19 protein-coding genes are annotated in these 21,353 nt (G+C 69.5%); 15 read left to right on the top strand and 4 right to left on the bottom strand.

The features are described from left to right. Window positions 1-35: 35 nt before the first annotated feature. Window positions 36-647, bottom strand: a complete 612-nt coding sequence (locus STVA_RS17770; protein WP_123693613.1) for a helix-turn-helix domain-containing protein — start codon at window positions 645-647, stop codon at window positions 36-38. A 181-nt stretch (window positions 648-828) separates the two neighbouring features. Between STVA_RS17770 and STVA_RS17765 the strand changes: the two genes are divergently transcribed. Genes STVA_RS17765 through STVA_RS17740 form a run of 6 tightly spaced genes read left to right on the top strand, consistent with a single transcriptional unit; the run spans window position 829 to window position 9,209 of the window. Continuing rightward, window positions 829-2,136, top strand: coding sequence for a TRAP transporter large permease (locus STVA_RS17765; protein ID WP_123693615.1), 1,308 nt, complete (start codon window positions 829-831; stop codon window positions 2,134-2,136). 23 nt (window positions 2,137-2,159) lie between these two features. Then, window positions 2,160-4,169: a hydantoinase/oxoprolinase family protein gene (locus STVA_RS17760; RefSeq protein ID WP_123693617.1), complete on the top strand. Its 2,010-nt coding sequence runs from the start codon at window positions 2,160-2,162 to the stop codon at window positions 4,167-4,169. A 3-nt stretch (window positions 4,170-4,172) separates the two neighbouring features. Then, entirely contained in the window at window positions 4,173-5,840 is a 1,668-nt protein-coding gene (locus tag STVA_RS17755; protein WP_123693619.1) for a hydantoinase B/oxoprolinase family protein, read from the top strand. A gap of 12 nt (window positions 5,841-5,852) precedes the next feature. Beyond that, a complete protein-coding gene (locus STVA_RS17750; protein WP_123693621.1) occupies window positions 5,853-7,148 on the top strand; it encodes an NAD(P)/FAD-dependent oxidoreductase in 1,296 nt (431 codons plus the stop codon). Window positions 7,149-7,174: 26 nt separating this feature from the next. After that, window positions 7,175-8,056 (top strand): TauD/TfdA dioxygenase family protein, encoded by an 882-nt coding sequence (locus STVA_RS17745; RefSeq protein ID WP_123693623.1) that lies wholly within the window; start codon window positions 7,175-7,177, stop codon window positions 8,054-8,056. Between the two features lie 7 nt (window positions 8,057-8,063). Next, on the top strand, window positions 8,064-9,209 hold the full coding sequence (locus tag STVA_RS17740; RefSeq protein ID WP_197735666.1) for a M20/M25/M40 family metallo-hydrolase: 1,146 nt from the start codon (window positions 8,064-8,066) through the stop codon (window positions 9,207-9,209). Between the two features lie 6 nt (window positions 9,210-9,215). Here the strand turns inward: STVA_RS17740 and pdxR are convergent, their stop codons facing one another. Next, window positions 9,216-10,700, bottom strand: coding sequence for a MocR-like pyridoxine biosynthesis transcription factor PdxR (gene pdxR, locus STVA_RS17735; protein WP_123693625.1), 1,485 nt, complete (start codon window positions 10,698-10,700; stop codon window positions 9,216-9,218). A gap of 97 nt (window positions 10,701-10,797) precedes the next feature. Here pdxR and STVA_RS17730 point away from each other — a divergent pair, with 97 nt between their 5' ends. Continuing rightward, the gene (locus STVA_RS17730) at window positions 10,798-11,256 is read left to right on the top strand and encodes an anthrone oxygenase family protein (RefSeq protein WP_197735665.1); all 459 of its coding nucleotides are present in this window, start codon (window positions 10,798-10,800) and stop codon (window positions 11,254-11,256) included. Between the two features lie 11 nt (window positions 11,257-11,267). Continuing rightward, entirely contained in the window at window positions 11,268-11,858 is a 591-nt protein-coding gene (locus STVA_RS17725) for a dihydrofolate reductase family protein (protein ID WP_123693629.1), read from the top strand. On the opposite strand, the gene STVA_RS17720 is transcribed toward STVA_RS17725, so the two are convergent. Next, the gene (locus tag STVA_RS17720) at window positions 11,845-12,618 is read right to left on the bottom strand and encodes an SDR family NAD(P)-dependent oxidoreductase (protein ID WP_123693631.1); all 774 of its coding nucleotides are present in this window, start codon (window positions 12,616-12,618) and stop codon (window positions 11,845-11,847) included. The two genes, STVA_RS17725 and STVA_RS17720, sit on opposite strands and share 14 nt — an antisense overlap. Before the next feature lie 13 nt (window positions 12,619-12,631). Continuing rightward, window positions 12,632-13,558 (bottom strand): alpha/beta hydrolase, encoded by a 927-nt coding sequence (locus STVA_RS17715; protein ID WP_170216644.1) that lies wholly within the window; start codon window positions 13,556-13,558, stop codon window positions 12,632-12,634. A gap of 178 nt (window positions 13,559-13,736) precedes the next feature. Between STVA_RS17715 and STVA_RS17710 the strand changes: the two genes are divergently transcribed. From STVA_RS17710 to STVA_RS17680, 7 genes are all read left to right on the top strand, one after another. Next, a complete protein-coding gene (locus STVA_RS17710) occupies window positions 13,737-14,822 on the top strand; it encodes an ABC transporter ATP-binding protein (RefSeq protein WP_245978482.1) in 1,086 nt (361 codons plus the stop codon). Window positions 14,823-14,843: 21 nt separating this feature from the next. Beyond that, complete coding sequence (locus tag STVA_RS17705; RefSeq protein ID WP_197735664.1) at window positions 14,844-15,893, top strand: extracellular solute-binding protein; 1,050 nt, start codon at window positions 14,844-14,846, stop codon at window positions 15,891-15,893. A 62-nt stretch (window positions 15,894-15,955) separates the two neighbouring features. Next, window positions 15,956-16,765 carry an ABC transporter permease gene (locus STVA_RS17700; protein WP_245978484.1) on the top strand — a complete coding sequence of 270 codons (810 nt, stop codon included), beginning with the start codon at window positions 15,956-15,958 and terminating at the stop codon, window positions 16,763-16,765. Next, window positions 16,762-17,574 (top strand): ABC transporter permease, encoded by an 813-nt coding sequence (locus STVA_RS17695; protein ID WP_197735663.1) that lies wholly within the window; start codon window positions 16,762-16,764, stop codon window positions 17,572-17,574. Before STVA_RS17700 ends, STVA_RS17695 begins: the two co-directional genes overlap by 4 nt. Before the next feature lie 130 nt (window positions 17,575-17,704). Continuing rightward, on the top strand, window positions 17,705-18,487 hold the full coding sequence (locus STVA_RS17690) for an HpcH/HpaI aldolase family protein (RefSeq protein WP_123693639.1): 783 nt from the start codon (window positions 17,705-17,707) through the stop codon (window positions 18,485-18,487). A gap of 242 nt (window positions 18,488-18,729) precedes the next feature. After that, window positions 18,730-20,913, top strand: coding sequence for an ATP-binding protein (locus tag STVA_RS17685; RefSeq protein ID WP_123693641.1), 2,184 nt, complete (start codon window positions 18,730-18,732; stop codon window positions 20,911-20,913). After that, window positions 20,894-21,352, top strand: a complete 459-nt coding sequence (locus tag STVA_RS17680; RefSeq protein WP_476692413.1) for a response regulator — start codon at window positions 20,894-20,896, stop codon at window positions 21,350-21,352. The genes STVA_RS17685 and STVA_RS17680 overlap by 20 nt, the downstream gene beginning before the upstream one ends. The last annotated feature ends 1 nt before the right edge of the window (window position 21,353 follow it).

Genomic DNA, 21,353 nt, shown 5'->3' with positions numbered 1-21,353 from the left:
GCCGGGTGGTTGCGATCACCCAGCCCGGCCGGCGCTCAGTAGAAGGGTGGGGTGACCACCCACAGCACCTGGGCCGGCTTGCTGCCCGGATTGGCGAAGCGGTGCGGGCGCTCGCTGCGGAACCGGAAGCTGTCGCCGGTGCGCAGGTGGAAGCGCTCTTCCTCGACCCACAGTTCCATCTCGCCCGAGAGGACGTAGCCCATCTCCTCGCCGGGATGGTGATAGGGCTGCTGGCCGGACGATCCGCCAGGCTCGATCGTGACGAGCAGGCCCTCGAGCGCGCCGGACAGGTCCGGCGTCACCAGTTCCTTCCGGAAGTCGCTGGAGAATGCCATCATCCGGCCGCGGCCGCGGCGCACGATGATGCTCTGCTCGCCTGGATCGGCGCCCTCGCGCGGCTGGAAGAACCAGCTTGGAGGGATCTTCAGGGCGTCCGACACGGCCTGCAGCGACCGGATGGTCGGCGCCGAGATGCCGCGCTCCAGTTGGCTCAGCAGGCCGATCGACAGGCCGCTCGCGATCGACAATTCCTTCAGCGTGAGGCCGCGGGCGCGGCGCAGTTCGTGCAACTGGCGCCCGTTCCAGCCCTGGAGGTCGGCCGGCGGTTCCAGTTCCGCTGCAGCCTGGGAAGAGTTTTGCCGTGCCATGGGTCGTTGTCGCTCCCCTGGTCGCTACAGCGCCATTCGGCGCTGAAATTTTCGTGACATTTCTTCACCCCAATTCCTATAGTGAAAAAGGGCCGTGCGGTCACGGTTTTGCTGCCGGAACCGTGTCCCGGCCGACCGCATCGCCGCTGCCAGACCTGGGTTGACGGGGGAGCCACGGCGCATGAGCAGCTTGACGATCGGTTATCTCAGCATGCCGATGCTGATTGTGCTGCTGCTGTTGCGGGTGCCGATCGGCGTGGCGCTCTCGTTGATCGCCTTCGTCGGCCTGGCGATCATCGCCAATATGCGGGTCGCTTTCTCGCTGCTCACCACCGTGCCTTTTGAACTGATCGGCGACTGGTCGCTGTCGGCCGTGCCGATGTTCATGCTGATGGGATACATCTGCACGGAAACCGGGTTGACGACCAACCTCTTTCGAGCGGCCCGCGTCTTCCTGGCGGGGATGCCCGGCGGGCTCGCGGTCTCCTCGGTGGCCGCCTGTACGCTCTTCGCCGCCGCATCCGGATCGTCGGTGGCGACCGCTGCCGGCATGAGCCGCATCGCCGTGCCGGAAATGCTTCGCCATCGCTATGACCCTGGCCTGGCGGCTGGCTGCGTCGCTTCGGCCGGCACGCTGGGGTCGCTGATCCCGCCCAGCATCCTCATGGTGGTGTACGCCGTCTTCGCCGGTGTCTCCGTCAGCAAGCTGTTCGTGGCCGGCATCCTCCCCGGCCTGCTGTCCGCGCTGATGTTCTCGCTGATGATCGTCGTGCGGGTGAAGCTGAAGCCCTCGCTCGCCCCCGACATGGAGCATCGGCCGACCATGGCAGAGCGCGTCTCGGCCGTGCGCGATGCCTGGCCGCTGCCGGTGCTGATCGTGGGCGTGCTGGGCGGCATCTATTCCGGCTGGTGCACGCCGACGGAAGCTGGCGCCATTGGCGCCGCCCTGGCGGTCTTGATCGCCATGCTGCGCCGGCAGCTCCGCACCAAGGCCCTGGGCGATGCCGTGCGCCTGGCCGCCGAGGGGACCGCCTCGCTGTTCATCATCGCCGTCGGCGCCGGGCTCTATGCCCGCTTCCTTGGCCTGACGGGGGTGCCCGGCTCGCTGACCGGACTGCTGGTCGGCGCGGAAGCTTCGCCGCTGCTGGTCGTGCTCATCATCTGCGCAGTCTACCTGCTGCTGGGCTGCTTCATCGATTCCATCGGCATCATGCTGCTGACCGCGCCCATCATGATCCCGATCCTCCAGCAGGTGGGCATCGACCTCATCTGGTTCGGGATCATCGTGGTGAAGCTGTTGGAGATCGGGCTGGTGACGCCGCCGGTCGGGCTCAACGTCTTCGTCATAAAAAGTACCCTCGGGAACGCGGTCTCGCTGACGACGATCTTTCGCGGCGCGTTCTGGTTCATCGCCACCGACCTGGTGACGCTGGCCCTGCTGATCTCGTTCCCGATGATCGCCCTTTATCTTCCCAGCTTCATGAACTGACGATCGTGAGAGGCACTGCAGCGATGCGAGTTGGCGTAGAAGTCGGCGGCACCTTCACCGATCTGGTGGCGTTCGACGGCGACCGGATCATCATCACCAAGGTGCCCAGCACCCCCAGGAGCCCGGACATCGGCGCGCACAACGCGCTGAAGGCCGCGGGGCTCGACTTCACCGGCATCGAGGACCTGGCCCACGGGTCGACCGTGGCCACGAACGCGGTGCTGGAGCGCAAGGGCGCGCGGCTGGCCTTCGTCGTCACCGCGGGCTTCCGCGACATCCTCCAGCTCCAGCGCCACGACCGGCGGCAGATCTACGACCTGGAATACCGCAAGCCGGTGCCGGTGGTGGCGCGCCGCGACACCTTCGAGGTGGTCGAGCGGGTGAAGGGCGACGGCTCGGTCGTGACCGGGTTCGACGAGGCGGCCTTCCGCCGCGACGTGCTGCCGAAGCTGGTCGACGGCAAGTACGGCGCCATCGCCGTGTGCCTGCTCAACGCCTATGCCAATCCCGAGCATGAGCGCCGCATCTCCGAGATCGTCGAGGCAGCCCTGCCTGGCATCCTCGTCACCTGCTCGCACGACGTCAGCCGGGTCTTCCGCGAGTTCGAGCGCGCTTCGACGACGACGCTGTCGGCCTTCGTGCAGCCGGTGATAGACCGCTATCTCGGCGGCTTCGAGCAGCGGCTGGCGGGCGACGGCTTTGCCGGCCGTTTCAGCGTCATGCAGTCGAACGGCGGTCGCCTGCCGGCATCGGCCATGCGCAAGAGCGCCATCACGGCGCTCTTCTCGGGTCCGGCCGCCGGCGTCGTCGGCGCGGTGCGCCAGTCGATGCGCTCTGGCTTCGCCGACGTCATCACCTTCGACATGGGCGGCACCTCGACCGATGTGTGCCTGGCCGATGCGGGCAAGGCCGCACTCGCCAACGAGACCGAGATCGACGGCCTGCCGATCCAGACGCCGGTGCTGGACATCGTCACCGTCGGCGGTGGCGGCGGCTCGATCGTCTGGGTCGACGATGGCGGCATGCTGCGGGTCGGCCCGCGCAGTGCCGGCGCCGATCCCGGGCCTGCCTGCTACATGCGCGGCGGCACCGAGCCCACCATCACCGATGCCCAGCTCATCGTCGGCGCGGTCCGGCCGGAGGCGTTCCTCGGCGGGCGCATGACGATCGACACCGAACTGGCGCGCAAGGCCTTCGCGCCGCTGGCCGAACGCTTCGGCCTGTCGATCGAGGGCATGGCCGAAAGCGCCATCAAGCTGGTCAATGCCAACATCGTGCGCGCCATCCAGCTCGTCTCGACCGAGCGCGGGCGCGACCCGCGCGACTATGCCCTGCTGCCGTTCGGCGGCGGCGGGCCGCTGCACGCGGCCTCGATCGCCGACCAGTTGGGCGTGCGCACCATCGTCGTGCCGCCCAATCCGGGCGTCATCTCGGCCTATGGCCTGATCGCGTCGGACTTCACCAAGTACGCCACCCGCACGGCCCTGATGCGGCTGGAGCGCGGCGCCACCGACGGCGTCGCCGTGTTCCGCGGCCTGCAGAAGGAACTGGCCGACAATTTCCGCGAGATGGGCTTCGCGGGCGATCTCGACTTCACCTTCACCGCCGAGATGCGCTTCGTCGGCCAGGCCTTCGAGATCTCGGTCGATTTCGACGAGGCGGGGCTGGGGGCGATCACCCAGCAGTCGCTGCTGAAGTCGTTCGAGGAGGCGCACTACCGCGTCTTCTTCCACGGGCTGGGCGCCAACCAGAAGGTCGAGATCGTCTCCTTCCGGGTCGGCGCCTCGGTGCCGGTCGCCGCTCGCCAGCCGCTGACCATGCCGGCCGACGACGGCACGGCGGAATCGGCGCATGATCTCTACGAGAACGGCGCCTGGATTTCCTGCCGGCACCTGCCGGCCGGGCGCATGGTGGTGGGCGAGGCGGTCGCGGGGCCGCTGATCCTGTCCGGTGCCACCGCCACCACCTATCTGCCGAGCGGATGGTCGGCCGAGCGCGACGCCGCCGACAACATCGTCATGCGAAAGGGCTGAGCCATGAAACTCGATCCGATCGACTACGCCGTCATCAGCCAGAGCCTCCAGGCGGCCGCCCGCGAGATGGGCGTGAAGCTCATCCGTTCGGCCTATTCCACCATCCTGCGCGAGGCGCGCGACGGCTCGGCCGCCCTGCTCGACCGCGACGGCAATGTCGTGGCCCAGGCCGAGCTGATCCCGATGCAGCTTGGCCCCATCGGCGCCACCATCAAGCCATGCCTGGAGCTGCACCCCGCGGACACGCTGTCCGAGGGCGACTTCTTCATCAACAACGACCCCTATGCCGGTGGCCAGCACCTGCAGGACGTCTTCATCTTCACGCCGATCTTCGTGGAGGGCGAGGTCGTTGGCTTCAGCGCCAGCGTCGCCCATCACCTCGATGTCGGCGGCGGCAGTGCGGGCCTGACGGCCGAGGCGACCGATGTCATCGCCGAGGGGCTGCGCATCCCGCCCTCCTGCTGGAACATGGACAAGGATTGGAACGGCGGCCGGCTGGAACGGCTGGTGGCCCACAACATCCGCGTCCCCGACCAGACGATCGGCGACTTCAACGCCCAGTTCGCGGCCAATGCCATGGGTGCCGCGCGCGTCCGCCAGCTTTGCGAGAAGTACGGCGTCGCGGCCTTCAAGGAGACGATGCGCGAGCTGCTCGACTATTCCGAGCGCCGCGTGCGCGCGGCCATCGCCAAGGTGCCGGACGGCACCTATACGGGTGAAGCGGTGCTCGACGATGACGGCATCGGCTTCGAGGCGATCCCGATCCGCTGCCGCCTGACCATTTCGGGCGAGAGCGTGTCGATCGATTTCGAGGGCAGCGCACCCCAGGTCGGCCGCAACATCAACTGCCCGTTCTCGTCGACCATCTCGGCCGCCCTGTCGGCGGTGAAGTCGGTCCTGACCAGCCCCGACATCCCGTTCAACGAGGGACTGAAGCGGCCGATCTCGGTCACGGCACCCTATGGCAGCATCGTCAATCCCAAGCCGCCGGCGCCGGTGCGCGCGCGCATGCTGTCGGCCTATCGCGCCTATGACGCGGTGATGATGGCGCTGTCCCAGGCGGTCCCGGAACTGGTGCCGGCACTGGGATTCAACACCACGACGGTCACCTGCCTCGCCCACATGGGCGAGAACGGCTATGCCGTGCATCTGGAGCCGATGGGTGGCGGCTATGGCGGCTCGCGCGCGGTCGACGGCTGCGATGGCGTCGACAACGGCCTTTCCAACTGCGCCAACACGCCGGTCGAGGCGCTGGATTCCGGCTACGACTTCTTCCGCATCCACAGCTACGAGCTGGCGACGGATTCGTTCGGCCATGGCGCCCATCGCGGCGGGGCCGGCTTCTTCCGCCGGTACGAGATCCTGAAGGATGGCGTCACCTTCTCGATGTATGCGGACCATTTCAGCCACCCGGCGGCCGGCCTGGCAGGTGGTTCGCCCGGCATGCTGGGCCATGCCCGAATCCTGCGCGGCGACGAGACGATCAAACTGCGCTCCAAATCGGCCAACCCGGTGCGCAAGGGCGACATCGTCGAGGTGCTGCTGGGGGGCGGTGGCGGCTACGGCCATCCCGAAATGCGGGACCCCCGCGATGTCGAGCGCGACGTGGCCGATGGCCTCTTGGGTGTCGAGGCTGCGCGACGCTATCGCCGGGCAGAGGCAGCCGAGTAGGGAGCGGACAGCATGGATGGTGCAGCCCTGCTCGGGCGGGGGTCGCTGTGGTCAGCCACGGCCACTCCCGGTCCGGAGCTGCCGGCGCTCGAAGACGCGGTGACTGCCGACGTCGCCATCGTCGGCGGCGGCTTCACGGGCCTGTCGACCGCCCTCCACCTGGCCGAGCGCGGCGTGCGCGCGGTCGTGGTCGAGGCGCGCGAGATCGGCGAGGGCGCATCGGGGCTGAATGGCGGCCAGGTCATTCCCGGCCTGAAGCGGAGCCGCGAGGAACTGGCCCAGCGCTTCGGGGCCGAGCGGGCCGAGCGGATGGTGGCGTTGGGCGACGGTGCGGCCGCCCGCGTGTACGACCTGATCGCCCGCCACGGCATCGATTGCGGGCTGGAGCGCAACGGCTGGTTCCGCGGCGCCCATTCGCCGATGGCCATGGCCTACCTGGAGAAGACCCACAAGGAGATGGCCGCCCGCGGCATCGACGCCGTGCTGGTCGACCGGGCCGGGACCGAGCGCATGCTGGGCACCGACCAGTATGTCGGCGGCCTGCACGACCGGCGCGCCGGCGCGATCCAGCCGCTGTCCTATGTCCGCGGTCTGGCCCGCGCGGCCGTGGCGCAGGGGGCGACGATCTTCGCCCGCAGCCCCGTCACCGGCCTGAAGCCGCAGGATGGCAAGTGGCGGGTCACGGCAGGGCGCGGCAGCGTGACGGCCGGCCAGGTGCTCCTGGCGACGGGCGCCTATACCGACCGGCTGTGGCCCGGCCTGGCCCAGACCTTCATCGGCGTGCAGAGCGCGCAGATGGCGACCGACCCCTTGTCGAGCAACCTGCGGGCATCGATCCTGCCGTGCCGGGCGGTCGTCTCGGACACCCGCAAGCTGTCGAACTATTTCCGGGTCGATGCTACCGGGCGCCTTGTCATGGGCGGGCGTGGCCCGCTGGGCGACACGCCCAGCCCGTCCACGCTGGCGGCCATCGCGCGGGCGGCCGAGCGGCGCTTCCCGATGCTGGGCAAGATCACCTGGAAGCATGCCTGGTGCGGGCGCATCGACATGACCCTGGACGAGATGCCGCGCATCCACCGTCCGGCGCCCGGCCTGTGGACGGTGGTCGGCTACAACGGCCGCGGCATCGCGCTCGCCAGCACCATGGGCGCCGTGATGGCCGACAAGCTGGCCGGCGGCAGCGACCCGGCGCTCGATTTCCCCGATACGCCGCTGGCGACCGTGCCGTTCCACGCCTTCCGCGGCCCGGGCGTGGCCGGGGCCATCGCCTGGTACAAGTTCCGCGACGCGCTCGGCTTCGCGGCCTGACCCGTGCCTAAAGCCGGAGAGCTGCAATGACACTCAGCACCCGACCCCTTGCCCCCGCCCTTGGCGTGGAGATCTTTGGCCTGGACCTGTCGCAGCCGTTCTCCGAGGCCACCGCGGCGGAACTGCTGGACCTCTATCGCCGTCACCATCTGCTGCTGCTGCGCGGCCAGCAGATGGGCGAGGACGAGCAGCTTCGGTTCGCGGAGGTGTTCGGGCCGATCTCGCGCCGCAGTCCGGCGATGCAGAAGGCCAAGACCGCCTATGTGTCGAACTCCCGCGCCGATGGCGTGCTGGGGCAGGGCGAGCTGCATTTCCACTCCGACAACACCTTCTTCGTCCACCCGCTGAAGGCGATCGGCCTCTATGGCATCGAGATACCGCCCGCGGGCGGCGATACCCTGTTCTCCAACTGCGCGGCCGTCCATGCGGCACTGCCGGACGGGCTGCGTCGTCGGCTGGAGGGGCTCAGTTCCTACCAGCTCTTCGACTATGACGGGGACTACAACAAGCGCTCGGTCGAGGAGGGCACGCCCGAGAGTGCGGCCCGTGCGGTGCATCCCCTGGTGTGGACCGATCCGGATACCGGTACCAAGGCGGTCTTCCTCAGCGAGCACACCACTGTCCGGATCAACGAGTTGCCGATCGCCGAAGGAGAGGCGCTGATCGCCGAGCTTCGCGGCTGGATCGCCGATCCCCGCTTCGGCTACCGCCACCGCTGGCAGCCCGGCGACATGCTGCTGTGGGACAACATCATCCTCCAGCACGCGCGCGAGCCCTTCGACACCAGCCATCGCCGCACCTTGCGGCGCACCCCGATCGGCGACCCCGAGGGTGAACGTCGCTTCCCCCAGTCCCGCACGGTCGTCGGCCGTCTACCCTATCGCGAGCCGGCCGCCCAGACAGCTTGAGAACCCGATGGACATGCACAACGACGACGGCTTCGACGGCGAGGATATCCTGGCCGGCATCCGCGAGTGGATCGGGGTCGAGAGCCCGACCGTACATCCAGCGGGCGTCAACCGGATGATGGACCTGGCCGAGCAGGCCATGGCCGCGGCAGGTGCCGCCATCGAGCGCATTCCCGGCACCGACGGCTATGGCGACGTCGTCCGCGCCACCATCCCGGGCCGCAAGGACGGCCCCGGCATCCTGGTGCTGGGCCATCTCGACACCGTCCACCTGGTGGGCACGCTGGACGGGCCGATGCCGATGCGGCGCGACGGCGACCGCTTCTTCGGCCCCGGCACCTACGACATGAAGGGCGGCATGTACCTGGCCTGCCACGCCATGCGCCGGGTGGTGGAGCGCAGCGGCGGGCCGGAACTGCCGGTCACCTTCATGTTCATTCCCGACGAGGAGGTCGGCAGCCCGTCGACCCGACGCCTGATCGAGGACGAGGCCCGGCGCCACGCCTTCGTCCTGGTGCCGGAACCGGCCAAGGGCGAGGCGGGCCGCGTCGTCACCGGCCGGCATGCCTTCCTGCGATACAAACTGCGCACGCATGGCCGGCCGGCCCATGCCGGGTCGGAGAACAATCGCCTGGGCCGGAGCGCGGTGCGCGCCATGGCCAACCTGATCGAGCAGATCGAGGGCTGGTCGGACCGTACCCGTGGCCAGACCTACAGCGTCGGCGTCGTGCGCGGCGGCACCTTCGTCAACGTGATCCCGATCGAATGCTATGCCGAGGTCCTGTGCGTCGCACCGACCGAGGCCGACATGGACTTGGTTCGCGAGCGCATGGCGTCCCTGGCGGGCGAGGCGGACGGCGTCCGGGTCGAGGTCGAGGCCGGCTCGGTCCGCCCGCTGTTCCGGCCCCATGCCGGGACGCTCGACCTCTTCGAATCCGCCCGCGCGGTGGCCGAGGGCCTGGGCTTCGCGCTGGAGCATGGCCAGTTCGGCGGCGGCAGCGACGGCAACTTCACCGGCGCGCTCGGCATCCCGACCCTGGACGGGCTGGGCGTGTGCGGCGATGGCGCCCACACCCATGGCGAACACCTGCTGGTCTCGTCGCTGGCGCCGCGCGCGCGCCTGCTGGCCGGGCTGTTCGAACGGCTGCAGTAGCCCTCGCTACCGCCCATCGGCCAGCGCGATGGCGCGGGCCACCCGCTGGATGCCGGGCTCGATCGCATCGGCGGCGCAGCCGCTGAAGCCGAAGGCCAGGGCATCCTGCGCGACCGGGCCGATGGCGTAGCGGCCGACCCGATCCATGGCGACGCCCATCTCGGCCGCACGCTCCACCACGGCCTGGGCATCGAGCCCCGGCGCCAGTCGGGCAGCTAGGTGCAGGCCCGCTTCCGATGCGATCGGCCGCAGCCGGCCCCCGCAATGGCGGGCCAGCGCCGCCAGCAGCAGCCGGCGGCGCTCGCCATAGCTGCGGCTCATGCGCCGGACATGCCGGGCGAGGTGGCCCTCGGCGATGAAATCGGCCAGCACCAGTTGTGGCAGGGTGGCCCCGTGCCGGTCGGCCGCGCTACGGGCGGCCAGCAGGGCCGGCCGCGCCCAGGCCGGGGCCACCAGGAAGCCCAGCCGCAGGGCCAGGAACAGGCTCTTCGAGAAGGTCCCGACATAGAAGACGCTTCGGTGCCGATCGAGCGTCTGGAGCGCATCGAGCGGGCGGCCGCCGAAGCGGAACTCACCATCATAGTCGTCCTCGACCACCACGGCACCGGTGCGGGCGGCGAACTCCAGCAGGGCGTGCCGCCGACGCAGCGACAGGGCCACCCCGGTCGGGAACTGGTGGGACGGCGTCACGCAGACGATGGCGGCATCGGCCGGTATCCGCGCCACGTCGATCCCCTCGTCGTCGACCGGGACCGGATGCAGCCTGGCACCGGCGGCGGCGAAGGCCGCGCGCACGGGCGGGTAGCCCGGATCCTCCACGGCCACCAGGGTTTCGCCGGGTCGGACCAGGATGCGGGCGATCAGGTCGAAGGCCTGCTGCGCGCCGGTCGTCGCCAGCACGTCCTCGGGTGCTGCGGCGACCGCCCGGGTAAAGGATACATGGGCCGCGATCGCCCGGCGGAAGACGGCCGGCCCGGCCGGGTCGAGGTCGGCCCGCCCGCCGCGCGAGAAGGTGCGCAGCACCCGGTTCGACAGCCGGCGCCACGCGTCGAACGGGAAGAGGCTGCGGTCGGGGATGCCGACGCGCATGTCGATCTCGATCGGCAGGGGCGCCGGGCCGTGGCAGGCCCAGTCGCTCTCGAACGGTCGCAGCGCGATGCGCGGATCGGGCCGGGTGGGCGGGCTTGCCGGTGCCACCGGCACGCCGCTGCGCGGCTGCCCGGCCACGAAGGTGCCGGCGCCGGGGCGCGTGGTCAGGAAGCCCTCGCTCAGCAGCAGGTCGTAGACGGCCAGGGCCGTGTTGCGCGAGATCGCGAGGTGGCCGGCGAAGGCCCGGCTGGATGGCAGGCGCAGGCCGGATTGCAGCCGGCCGGCGACGATGGCGGCGCGAAGCTGGCGATGCAGTTCGCGCAGGCGGGCGCGCGACCCCTGGGCCGGCACGGCCAGGTCGAGCGCGAAGAGCGGGTGCGTCGGCAGCGGGCCGGAATCCATTGGCTCCCCATATTCGACCGCGATTGGCTCTTCAAGGTGGTGGGAACGATCGGTAGCCATGGTGTGGGATCATGGCGGACAGCGACGGAGGCTGGCGATGACCAGGGAGGTAATGGCGACCGCTTTGCTGCTGGCTGCCGCGGTCGGCTGCGGTCTGGTCGGCGGCATCTTCTTCGCCTTCTCGGCCTTCGTCATGGCCGCGCTTGACCGCCTGCCGCCCGCCCAGGCGGTGGCCGCCATGCAGGCGATCAACGTCACGGTGCTGAACCCGCTGTTCTTCGCGGCTTTCTTCGGCACGGTCGGGCTGTCGTTGCTGGCGGCGATCGTCCGGCCGTCGCCCACGGTCCTGGCAGCGGCCTTTGCCTATCTGGCGGGCTGTGTCCTGGTGACCATCGCCGGCAACGTGCCGCTCAACGATCGCCTCGCACGACTGGGGTCGGGGGACCCGGCGGCAGCCTGGCGGCTCTATCGCGGCCGCTGGACGGCCTGGAACCACCTGCGCACGGCGGCCTCGCTGGCGGCTGCCGCCGGCTTTGCGCTGGCGCTGACCCACTGAAAGGAAATCGCATGGGGCGGAGGATCGTCGTCACCCAGTATGTCTCGCTGGACGGGGTCGTGCAGGACCCGGTCGGCATGGAAGGGTCGGGCCTGGGCGACTGGACCGGGCCGTTCCGTCGCGGGGCCGAGGGCGACCGCTTCAAGCTGGAGGAACTGCTCGCCTGCGAGGCCTTGCTGCTCGGCCGTGTCACATACGGCGCCTTCGCCGCCGTATGGCCGCGGGTGCGCGACGAGGTGGGCTTCGCGGACCGGATCAATGCCCTGCCCAAGTTCGTGGCCTCGAACAGCCTGCGCCGGGCCGATTGGCACAACACCACCATCCTGGCGGGCGACGTCATCGGCCAGGTACGCGGGCTGAAGGCCGGGGAGGGCGGCGACCTGCTGGTCTATGGCAGTGCCGCCCTGGTGCATGCGCTGGCGCGGCATAACCTCGTCGACGCCTACACCCTCATGGTCTATCCGACCGTGCTTGGGCACGGGACGCGGCTCTTCCCGGATGGAATGCGATCGACCCTGGCGCTGGAGGAGAGCCGGCGGTTCGGTTCCGGCATCCTCCTCCTGCGCTATGGGCGCACTGGCGATTTGGCTATCGCGGCATGAAGTGATTTCCGCTCCAGCCGCCATCGACCGGGATGATGGCGCCGGCGATGAAGGAGGCGTCGTCCGAGGCCAGGAAGGCCACCACCGAGGCGATTTCCTCCGGCCGGCCGACACGGCCCATCGGCGTCGTCTCGATCATCGCCTTCTGGTACCAGGCGTCCTCGCGGATGCGCCTTCCTGTCATGCCGGTGTCGATGCAGCCCGGCGCCACGCCGTTCACCAGGATGCCCTGGCCGGCATAGTCGGAGGCCATCTGCCGGGTTAGCTGCATGACGGCGGCCTTGGTCGCGCCATAGACAGCACTGCCGGGAAAGCCCGACAGGCCGAAGACCGAGCCCGTGTTGATGATCCGCCCGCCCGGCCGCGGCAGCAACGGCAGGGCCGCCCGGGTCAGTCGCATGATGCTGCGCAGGTTGACCGACAGCATGCGGTCCATGGCCTCGTCCGTCACCTCGTCGATCGGGCGGGAGCCGCCGATGCCGGCATTGTTCACCAGTACGTCGAGCCGGCCGAAGCGGTCGTTCGCCATGCCGACGATGGTGGCGGGCGATTCGTCGGCGGCCACGTCGACGCAGAGGTGCAACAGGTTGGCGAGGCCGGTGGTGGCGATCACCCGCGTCAGCCGCTCGCCGTCGATGTCGACGGCGATCACACCGCGCGCACCCTCCTCGGCGAAGCGGACGGCGGTCGCCAGGCCGATGCCGCTGGCGGCCCCGGTGACGACGACGACCTTCTCGGCAAAACGACCCTTGGCGATCATGTCCCGCTCCCCTTCAGGTGAGCGCGCTGCGGAGCGCGGCCGAGACGCGGGCAAACGCCGCGTTGCACGCCTCGCTGGCGAAGCGCGCGCGCATCAGGCCGTGGATGGTGCCCGCCACCCGGTCCAGTGTCACCGGCACGCCGGCGGCCTCCAGCCGGGCGGCATACTCCTCGCCTTCCTCGGCCAGCGGGTCGTGCTCGGCGGTCTGGACGTAGGCGGGGGCGAGACCGACCAGGTTGCGCGCTTGGTGCGGGGCGGCGATAGGGTCGGTCGTGTCGAGCCGGCCCTGCAGGTACTGCTCCCAGTAGAAGCGCATGCCGGGGCGGCTGACGAACGGGTCCTTGGCGCCCTCGTAGATCTTGCGGTCGGTATTGGTGTCGATGCAGGGATAGAGCAGGGCCTGGAGGCGCAGCGGCGGCGCCTGCCGGTCGCGCGCCTGGATCGCCAGCGAGGCCGCCAGGCAGCCGCCGGCGCTGTCGCCCGCCACGGCGATGCGGCCGGCATCGGCATCCAGCCAGTCGCCGTTGCGCAGCACCCACTGGAAGGCCGACCAGCAATCGTCGGTGGCGGCGGGGTAGGGGCTCTCGGGCGGGCGGCGATACTGCACGCTGACGACCAGCGCGCCGGTTTCTTCGGCCAGGCCCCAGGTGACCGCGTCGTGGCTGTCGATCGAGCCGTTCACGAAGCCGCCGCCGTGGAAGTAGAGCACGACCGGCGGTTTCACCGCGTCGCGGCGGCGATAAAGACGGACGGGGATCTCGTGCCCGCCCATGCCGATCTGCCAGTTGCGGACGTCCAGCGTGTCGGGCGCCGGCCGCCACCACACCCGGCCGCGCCGGTCGAAGGCATCGCGCCGTTCCTCGATCGAGCGCGGCGGCTGCGGCGGGCCGCAGACTTCGGCGATGCGGGCGAGATAGGCTTCGGTTCCGGGCTCGAACATGGCGGGGCTCATGATTGGGGAGGGGCGTGGACGGCAACCCTGGCACGGCCCGGCGCGGGGCGACAACGGCTTCCTCGTGCTTCCTCTCGCGCTGCGGACGAATTGGCGGAACGGTCTGGCGCCGGAAGCGACATTCACGTCATAATGAAATTCCGTGATGCCGGTTTCAGGAACTGCCTTGGCCCAACTCGATACGCTTTTGGCCCTAGACGGGGTGGTGAAGACCTTCGGCCGCCACCGCGCGGTGGATGGGGTGTCGCTCGCCGTGCGCAGGGGAGAGTTCCTGACGCTGCTCGGGCCGTCCGGCTGCGGCAAGACGACGATCCTGCGCATGGTGGCCGGGTTCGAGCATCCCGACTCCGGCACCATCGCGATCGAAGGCAAGCCCATCCAGGGCATCCCGCCCTATCGCCGGCCGATCGGCCTGGTGTTCCAGAACCTGGCGCTGTTCCCGCACCTGACGGTGGGCGAGAACATCGCCTTCGGCCTGCGCGTGCGGCGCCAGCCGGCCGACCAGATCGCCCGCTCGATCGACGAGGCGCTGGCCCTGGTAGAGCTGTCCGGCTATGGCGAGCGGCGGGTGCACGAGCTGTCCGGCGGCCAGCGGCAGCGCGTGGCGCTGGCCCGCGCGCTGGTCATCCGGCCGGCTGTCATGCTGCTGGACGAGCCGCTGGGCGCGCTCGACCTGAAATTGCGTCGGCAGTTGCAGCTTGAGCTGAAGCAGATCCAGCAGCGCACCGGCACGACCTTCATCTTCGTCACGCACGACCAGGAAGAAGCGATCACCATGTCCGACCGCATCGCCGTGATGAATGGCGGGCGGGTGGAGCAGCTCGATACCGCCGACCGCGTCTACAACCGCCCGGCGACCGAGTTCGTCGCGACCTTCGTCGGCGACACCAACCTGCTGACCGGCCGGGTCACGGCGACCAGCGGGCCGGTTGCCACCGTGGCGATCCCTGCTCTCGGCCGCGACGTGCCGGCGCCGGCCGAGGGCACGGCCAGCGGTGCCGGCGTCCGCCTGTCGATCCGGCCCGAGAACATCCGTTTCGCTGACGCCGCAAGCCCCTGGCAGATGGACGCGCGCGTGCTGGAGGTCGTCTATGCCGGGGCGGCCCACCGCTACACCGTCGAGGCCGGCCAGACGCGCCTCCAGGTGGCCGCCCCCGCCAGCCCGGGCACCGCGCCGCTCGCCATCGGCCATCGCGTGTCCTTGACCTGGACCCCGGAGAACGCGGTGCTGTTGCCCGCCTCCGCCCACTGATTGCAGGATAGGGAGATTTCCATGCATCGACGTTCATTCGTGACCGCCGCGGCCGGCTTGGCCCTGGCGCTGTCGGCCGGGCCCGTGGCCGCCCAGGGCAAGGGCGAGATCGTCATGGGCGCCTGGGGCGGCGGCACCAGCGCCACCTGGCGCGCGGGCGTGGCCGAGCCCTTCACCAAGGCGACCGGCATCCCGGTCAAGATCAACGAGTGGCCCGATCCGGAGCCGCAGATCCGCGCCCAGCGCGCCAATCCGCAGTACAACATGGCGGTCGCGACCTACTTCAACGCTGCCAACCTGCATCGCGACGGCCTGCTGGAGACGTTCGACCCGGCTGAGTTCCCCGACCTGAAGAACGTGCCGGAGAGCTACAAGATGAAGGCGGCCGACGGCCGCGTCATCGGCATCCCGGCCTACTTCCAGTATTACGGCATTGCCGTGAACACCGACCTGGCCAAGGTGTCGGATTTCCAGTCCTGGAACGACCTGGCCAATCCGAAGTGGAAGGGCAAGCTGTCGGTCACGCGGCCGATCTATGCCTCGACCTATGACCTCGTGATCTTCGCCAAGATCAATGGCGGCGACGAGAAGAACATCGAGCCGGGCCTGCCGCTGCTGAAGGCGCTGGGGGCCAATGCGCTCAACGTCTACAACTCGATGGCCCACCTCAACACGCTGCTGACCCGTGGCGAGGTGGCGGCCGCGCCCTACTACGTCACCCGAGTCTGGGGCCTGAAGCAGTCGGGCGTGAAGAACATCGAGTTCATCCTGCCCAAGGAAGGCAGCCTCGCCATCCCCTACATCCTGGTGGTGCCCAAAGGCGCCAAGCATCCGGAAGCCTACAAGGCCTTCCTGAAGGCGTCGCTGGAGACGACCCAGCAGGCCAAGATGCTGGACCTGTCGGGCTACATCCCGCTCAACACCACGACCCCGATCTCGGCCGAGCACGAGGCCAATTTCGGCATGAAGCTGCCGGCCCTGTTGGGGCGCCTGTACCAGCCCGACTGGGACGTGATCGCGCAGACCCACAAGGAGCGGGTGGCGCAGGTCGAGCAGTTGCTGTCGCGCTGATCGCGGACGGTTCGGGACGGGTGGGGGGCACGGTCTAGATGCGTCTCGGTCGATGGGCAGGGTTGCTCCTGCTGCCGCTGCTGGGCGTGCTGGCCCTCTTCCTGTTCGGGCTGGTCGAGCTGGTATGGTCGTCCTTCTCCGGCCCGAACGGGCCGGGGCTCGACCTCTACCGGCAGTTCTTCGCGCGCCAGGACTATATCGACGTCCTGTTCCGCACACTGTGGGTGGCGGCGCTGACGACGGTGGTCAGCCTCTTCATCAGCTACCCCGTCGCCTATTTCATCGCCCGCTATCCGGGCCGCAAGGACTGGCTGCTGGTGCTGATCCTGCTGCCATGGCTGGTTAGCGTCGTCGTGCGCACCTATGGCTGGATCGTCATCCTCGGCAATCGCGGGCTGCTGAACGGCTTCCTCGGCTGGCTCGGCGTGATCGACACGCCGCTGCGGCTGCTGTTCAACACCTCGGGCGTGGTCATCGGGCTGGTCCACGTCTTCTGCCCGTTCATGATCCTGGCCATCCTCGCGGTCTTCCTCCAGCTCGAGCGCGCGCTGGAGGAGGCGAGCATGAGCCTCGGCGCCGGCCCGGTGGAGACCTTCTGGCGCGTCGTCCTGCCCCTGTCGCTGCCGGGCGTCATCTCGGGCGTCATGCTGGTCTATCTGATGTCGACCGGCGCCATCATCACGCCCCTGCTGCTGGGCGGCCTGCGCGACCGCATGCTGGGCACCCAGATCTACCAGGAAATGTTCCAGCTCTTCGACTTCCCCAAGGCGGCCACCCTGGCCGTCATCCTGACCGTCACCGCCTTCCTGGTGGTGCTGCCGCTGCAATGGCTGGAGCGGCGGGTGTCGCGCAACCTGAAGGGTGCGGCATGACCGGCTGGATCGCCGCCCACCGCCTGGTCGTCGCCGCCGTCCTGCTGTTCCTGCCGGCGCCGATCCTGATCGTCGTCCTGTCGTCCTTCACCAAGGCCGGCTATATCGGCTTTCCGCCGGGCGAGCTGTCGCTGCGCTGGTATGCGGAATTCTTCGGCAGCGCCGACTGGCTGGCGACCCTGGGCCTCAGCACGCTGCTGGCGGCACTGGCCGCCATTCTGTCGACGTTGGTCACCTTCCTGGGCGCGCTGGTGGTAACGCGCCGGCGCCTGCCCCTGGGCTCGACGCTGGAGACGCTGGTCCTGCTGCCGCTGATCTTCCCGCATGCCGCACTCGGCGTGATCATGCTGGGGCTGGTCGGCATGTTCGGCTGGACGGGCGAGTTCCTGGGCCTGCTGCTGGCCCATTTCATTCTGACCATCCCCTATGCCTGGCGCCCGATCGTGGCCGCCATGCGCAAGCACGACCTGGCGGTGGAGGAGGCGGCGATGTCGCTGGGCGCGCCGCCCTTCTACACCTTCCGCAAGGTGACGCTGCCGCTGCTGCGGCCGGGGCTGGTGACCGCACTCCTCTTCACCTTCATCATCTCGTTCGACGAGGTGACGGTCAGCCTGTTCCTCGTCGGCCCCGACCTGTCGACCCTGCCGGTGAAGATCTTCTCGACCATCCAGGACAGCGGCAGCCCCGTCATCGCCGCCATCTCGGCCATCCTGATCGGCTTCACCATCATCATCATCCTGCTGCTCGACCGGGTGATCGGGCTGGAGCTGTTCGTGTCGGCCGACCAGCGGCGCAAGCCGGCGACCTGAGGGGGCGACGCGCCCCCCGCATTTTCCCCCTGGCCGGGCTTGGTCGCCGCGCCGCGGCGCCTTATACCGGATGGATCTTCGGCGGCCCGGCAACGCCCGGGCCTGCCGCCCACCAGGAGGAAATGCCAGCATGGTCGAGATCGCGAATTCCGCGCGCAAGCGCCTGGAGGCCGGCAAGGTCGCGGCCGGAATCGGCCTGCGCCAGGCCCGTACGGTCGATATCGCGCCGGCGATGAAGACGGCCGGCTTCGACTGGCTCTTCATCGACCTGGAGCACAATGCCATGTCGCTCGACATGGCCGTCCAGATCTCGGTCGCGGCCAACGGCGTCGGCATCGCCCCCATCGTGCGGGTGCCCAACGGCCAGTACGACATGGCGACCCGCGTGCTGGACGGTGGCGCCATGGGCATCGTCATCCCCCATGTCGACACGGGCGAGGAGGCCGCCACCGTGGCCGACCGCCTGCGCTACCCGCCGCAGGGCCATCGCTCGGTCGCGGGCGGCATGCCGCAGCTCAACTTCGCCCCCGTCTCCAACGCCGAGGCCGCCGCCGCCTTCAACAAGGCGATGCTGGTGGTGGTGATGCTGGAGACGCCGACGGCCATCGCCAACGCCGATGCCATCGCGGCCGTCCCCGGCATCGACGTGCTGATGATCGGCACCAGCGACCTCACCATGGAGATGGGCCTGTCGGGCCAGCTCACCCATCCCGACGTGGTCGCCGCCTACGAGACGGTGATCGCCGCCTGCAAGAAGCACGGCAAGTGGGCCGGCATGGGTGGCGTCTATGTCGAGGAGCCAATGAAGAAGTATGTCGACATGGGCGTGCGCATGATCCTGTCCGGCAACGACCTGTCGCTGCTGATGGCGGCCGCCACCCAGCGCGCGAAGTTCGTCGCCAGCTTCTCCTAGCACCAGCCTTCCGGCATTGCCGGCGCGGGCGGAAGTCGGGGAACCGATTCCGCTCGCGCTTGTTCCACGCCCCGTGGTCGGACCCGCCGGACATGCCGTCGGCGGGCGACGAGGGTGCAGGGCATAGGGGCCTGCATCGCAACGCTTGCCGCGGGGACGGGGGCGATGGAATCAGCATGCAAGGGCGCCTGCGCCCGCCAGCCGGAAGCCCGCGTGGGTCCGGCCGCACGTCCGGCCAGTCCATGACGGACGATCTCGACTTCTGCGCCCGGGAGCCGATACGGATCCCCGGCAGCATCCAGCCCCACGGCTGCATCCTGGTGGTCGACCCCGACGACGGCCGCGTCCTGCAGGCCAGTGCCAACGCGGCTTCGTTCCTGGGCATACCCAGCGAGGACTGGCCCGCCGCCGTGGCGGCCCTGCTCGCCGAGGACGACATGGCCGAGGGCCATCGTCCCTGGACGGTCGCCGGGCAGGCTTTTCAGGTCGCCGTTCACCGGACCGCGCAAGGCGCCATCGTCGAGTTCGAGGAAGCGGGGGGTGGTCCCGCCCTCAGCCTCGATGCGCTCCACCCCCGGCTGCGCCGCTTCATCGACCGCATCGATCCGATGGTCGAGATCGCCGAGATCGCGGCGGCGACGGCCGTGGAAGTGCGCGCGTTGACCGGCTTCAACCGGGTGCTGGTCTATCGCTTCGACGACGACCTGCATGGCACGGTCGTGGCCGAGGATGGCGACGGCGTTCTGCCATCCTATCTCGACCTGCGGTTTCCGGCGTCCGACATCCCGGCCCAGGCGCGGCAGCTCTATCTCACCAACCGGCTGCGCATCATTCCCGATGCGGGCTACCAGCCGGTGCCGATCGAGCCGGCGGCGAGCCCGCTGGACGGCGCGCCGCTGGATCTCGGCGCCTGCGGCCTGCGCAGCGTCTCGCCGGTCCATCTCGAATACATGCGCAACATGGGCACCGGCGCCTCGATGTCGCTGTCGCTGGTGGTCGACGGGCGGCTGTGGGGACTGGTGTCGTGCCACCACGCCGATCCGCGCCGCATCGCGCCGCCGATCCGGGCCGCCTGCGATTTCCTCGGCCGCATCGTCTCGCACCAGATCGGCGCGCGCGAACGCAGCCGGATGGCGACCCGGCGAATCGCGTTGAAACGCATCGAGAGCGGGCTGCTGGTGGAACTGGCGCGCGCGCCCAGCCTGCCCGGGGGCCTGTTCGCCAATGCCGCCGACTGGATGCGCCTGACGGGCGCGGCCGGTGCTGCCGTCCTTTTCGAGGGCGAGGTCGTCGCCGCCGGCCAGGCGCCGCCCGCGGACACCATCCGCCGGCTGGCTGCCTGGATCCGGCAGGAGGGCCGCGGGCCGGTCTTCGTCACCGACCAGTCCGGCCACGACCTGGTCGAGATGGAGCCGCATGCCGGGACCGCGGCCGGCATCGTCGCCGTTTCCATCTCGGGCATCCACGACGACGCCATGTTCTGGTTCCGGCCGGAGGTGGTGCGCACCGTGCAATGGGCCGGCGACCGCCGCAAGGCCGAGCCCGGCAGCGACGGGCGCATCCACCCCCGGCACTCCTTCGACCAGTGGAGGGAGCTGCTGCGCGGTCGCGCATTGCCCTGGTCGGAGGCCGAGATCGAGAGCGCGCGCGACGTGCGCAACGCCATCGTCGATTTCGTGCTGCGCCGGGCCGAGGAACGCGCGGCCCTGACCGAGGAACTGCAGCGCACCAACAAGGAACTGGAATCCTTCTCCTATTCGGTGTCCCACGATCTGCGCGCGCCCTTCCGCCACATCGTCGGCTATGCCGAACTGCTGCGGCAGAAGGAGGCCGGGCTGGACGAAAAGTCCCGCCACTATATCGGCAGCATCGTCGATTCGGCCCTGTCGGCCGGCCGCCTCGTCGACGACCTGCTGCGCTTCAGCCATCTGGGCCGGGCCAGCCTGTCGATGACCCGGGTGGACATGACGAAGCTGGCGGCCGAGGTGCGCCGGGCGGTCGAGCATGACGAGCCCGGCCGCGCCATCGAATGGCGCATCGGCCGCCTGCCGCCGGCCTGGGGCGATGCCGGACTGCTGCGGCAGGCGCTGCTCAATCTCGTCGGCAATGCCGCCAAGTACAGCCGCGCGCGCGACCCGGCGGTCATCGAGATCGACGGCCGCGAGCTGGGCAACGAGGTCGAATACAGCGTCCGCGACAACGGTGTCGGCTTCGACATGGCCTATGTCGGCAAGCTGTTCGGGGTGTTCCAGCGCCTGCACCGTGCCGAGGAGTTCGAGGGCACCGGCATCGGCCTGGCACTGGCCAAACGCATCGTGGACCGTCACGGCGGCCGAATTGACGCAGAGGGAACACTGGACCGGGGAGCGACGTTTCGCTTCGCGCTTCCTGCAAGAGGAAAGGAGGATGGCGTTGGCGGACCTTAGACCGATCCTGCTGGTCGAAGACAATCCGAGGGACCTCGAGCTCACCTTGGCGGCACTCGCCAAGTGCAACCTCGCGAACGAGATCGTCGTCACCCGCGACGGCGCCGAGGCGCTGGACTACCTGCATTGCCGGAACGGCTTTGCGGGCCGCGACCCAGGCGATCCGGCCGTGGTGCTGCTCGACCTGAAGCTGCCGAAGGTGGACGGGCTGGAGGTGCTGGAGCACGTCAAGCACGACCCGGAGCGCCGACGCATCCCGGTCGTCATGCTGACCTCGTCGCGCGAGGAGCGCGATCTGGTCCGCAGCTACGAGCTGGGCGTGAACGCCTTCGTGGTGAAGCCGGTCAACTTCAACGAATTCCATGAGGCCATTCAGGACCTCGGCATGTTCTGGGCGATCCTGAACGAGCCGCCGCCCTTGCCGCGGCGCGGGAGTTGAC

Origin of the sequence: Stella humosa, assembly GCF_006738645.1 — a bacterium.
GTDB classification, from domain to species: domain Bacteria; phylum Pseudomonadota; class Alphaproteobacteria; order ATCC43930; family Allostellaceae; genus Allostella; species Allostella humosa.
The sequence above is the reverse complement of the archived record's forward strand: the minus strand, read 5'-3'. Positions and strand labels throughout refer to the sequence as shown.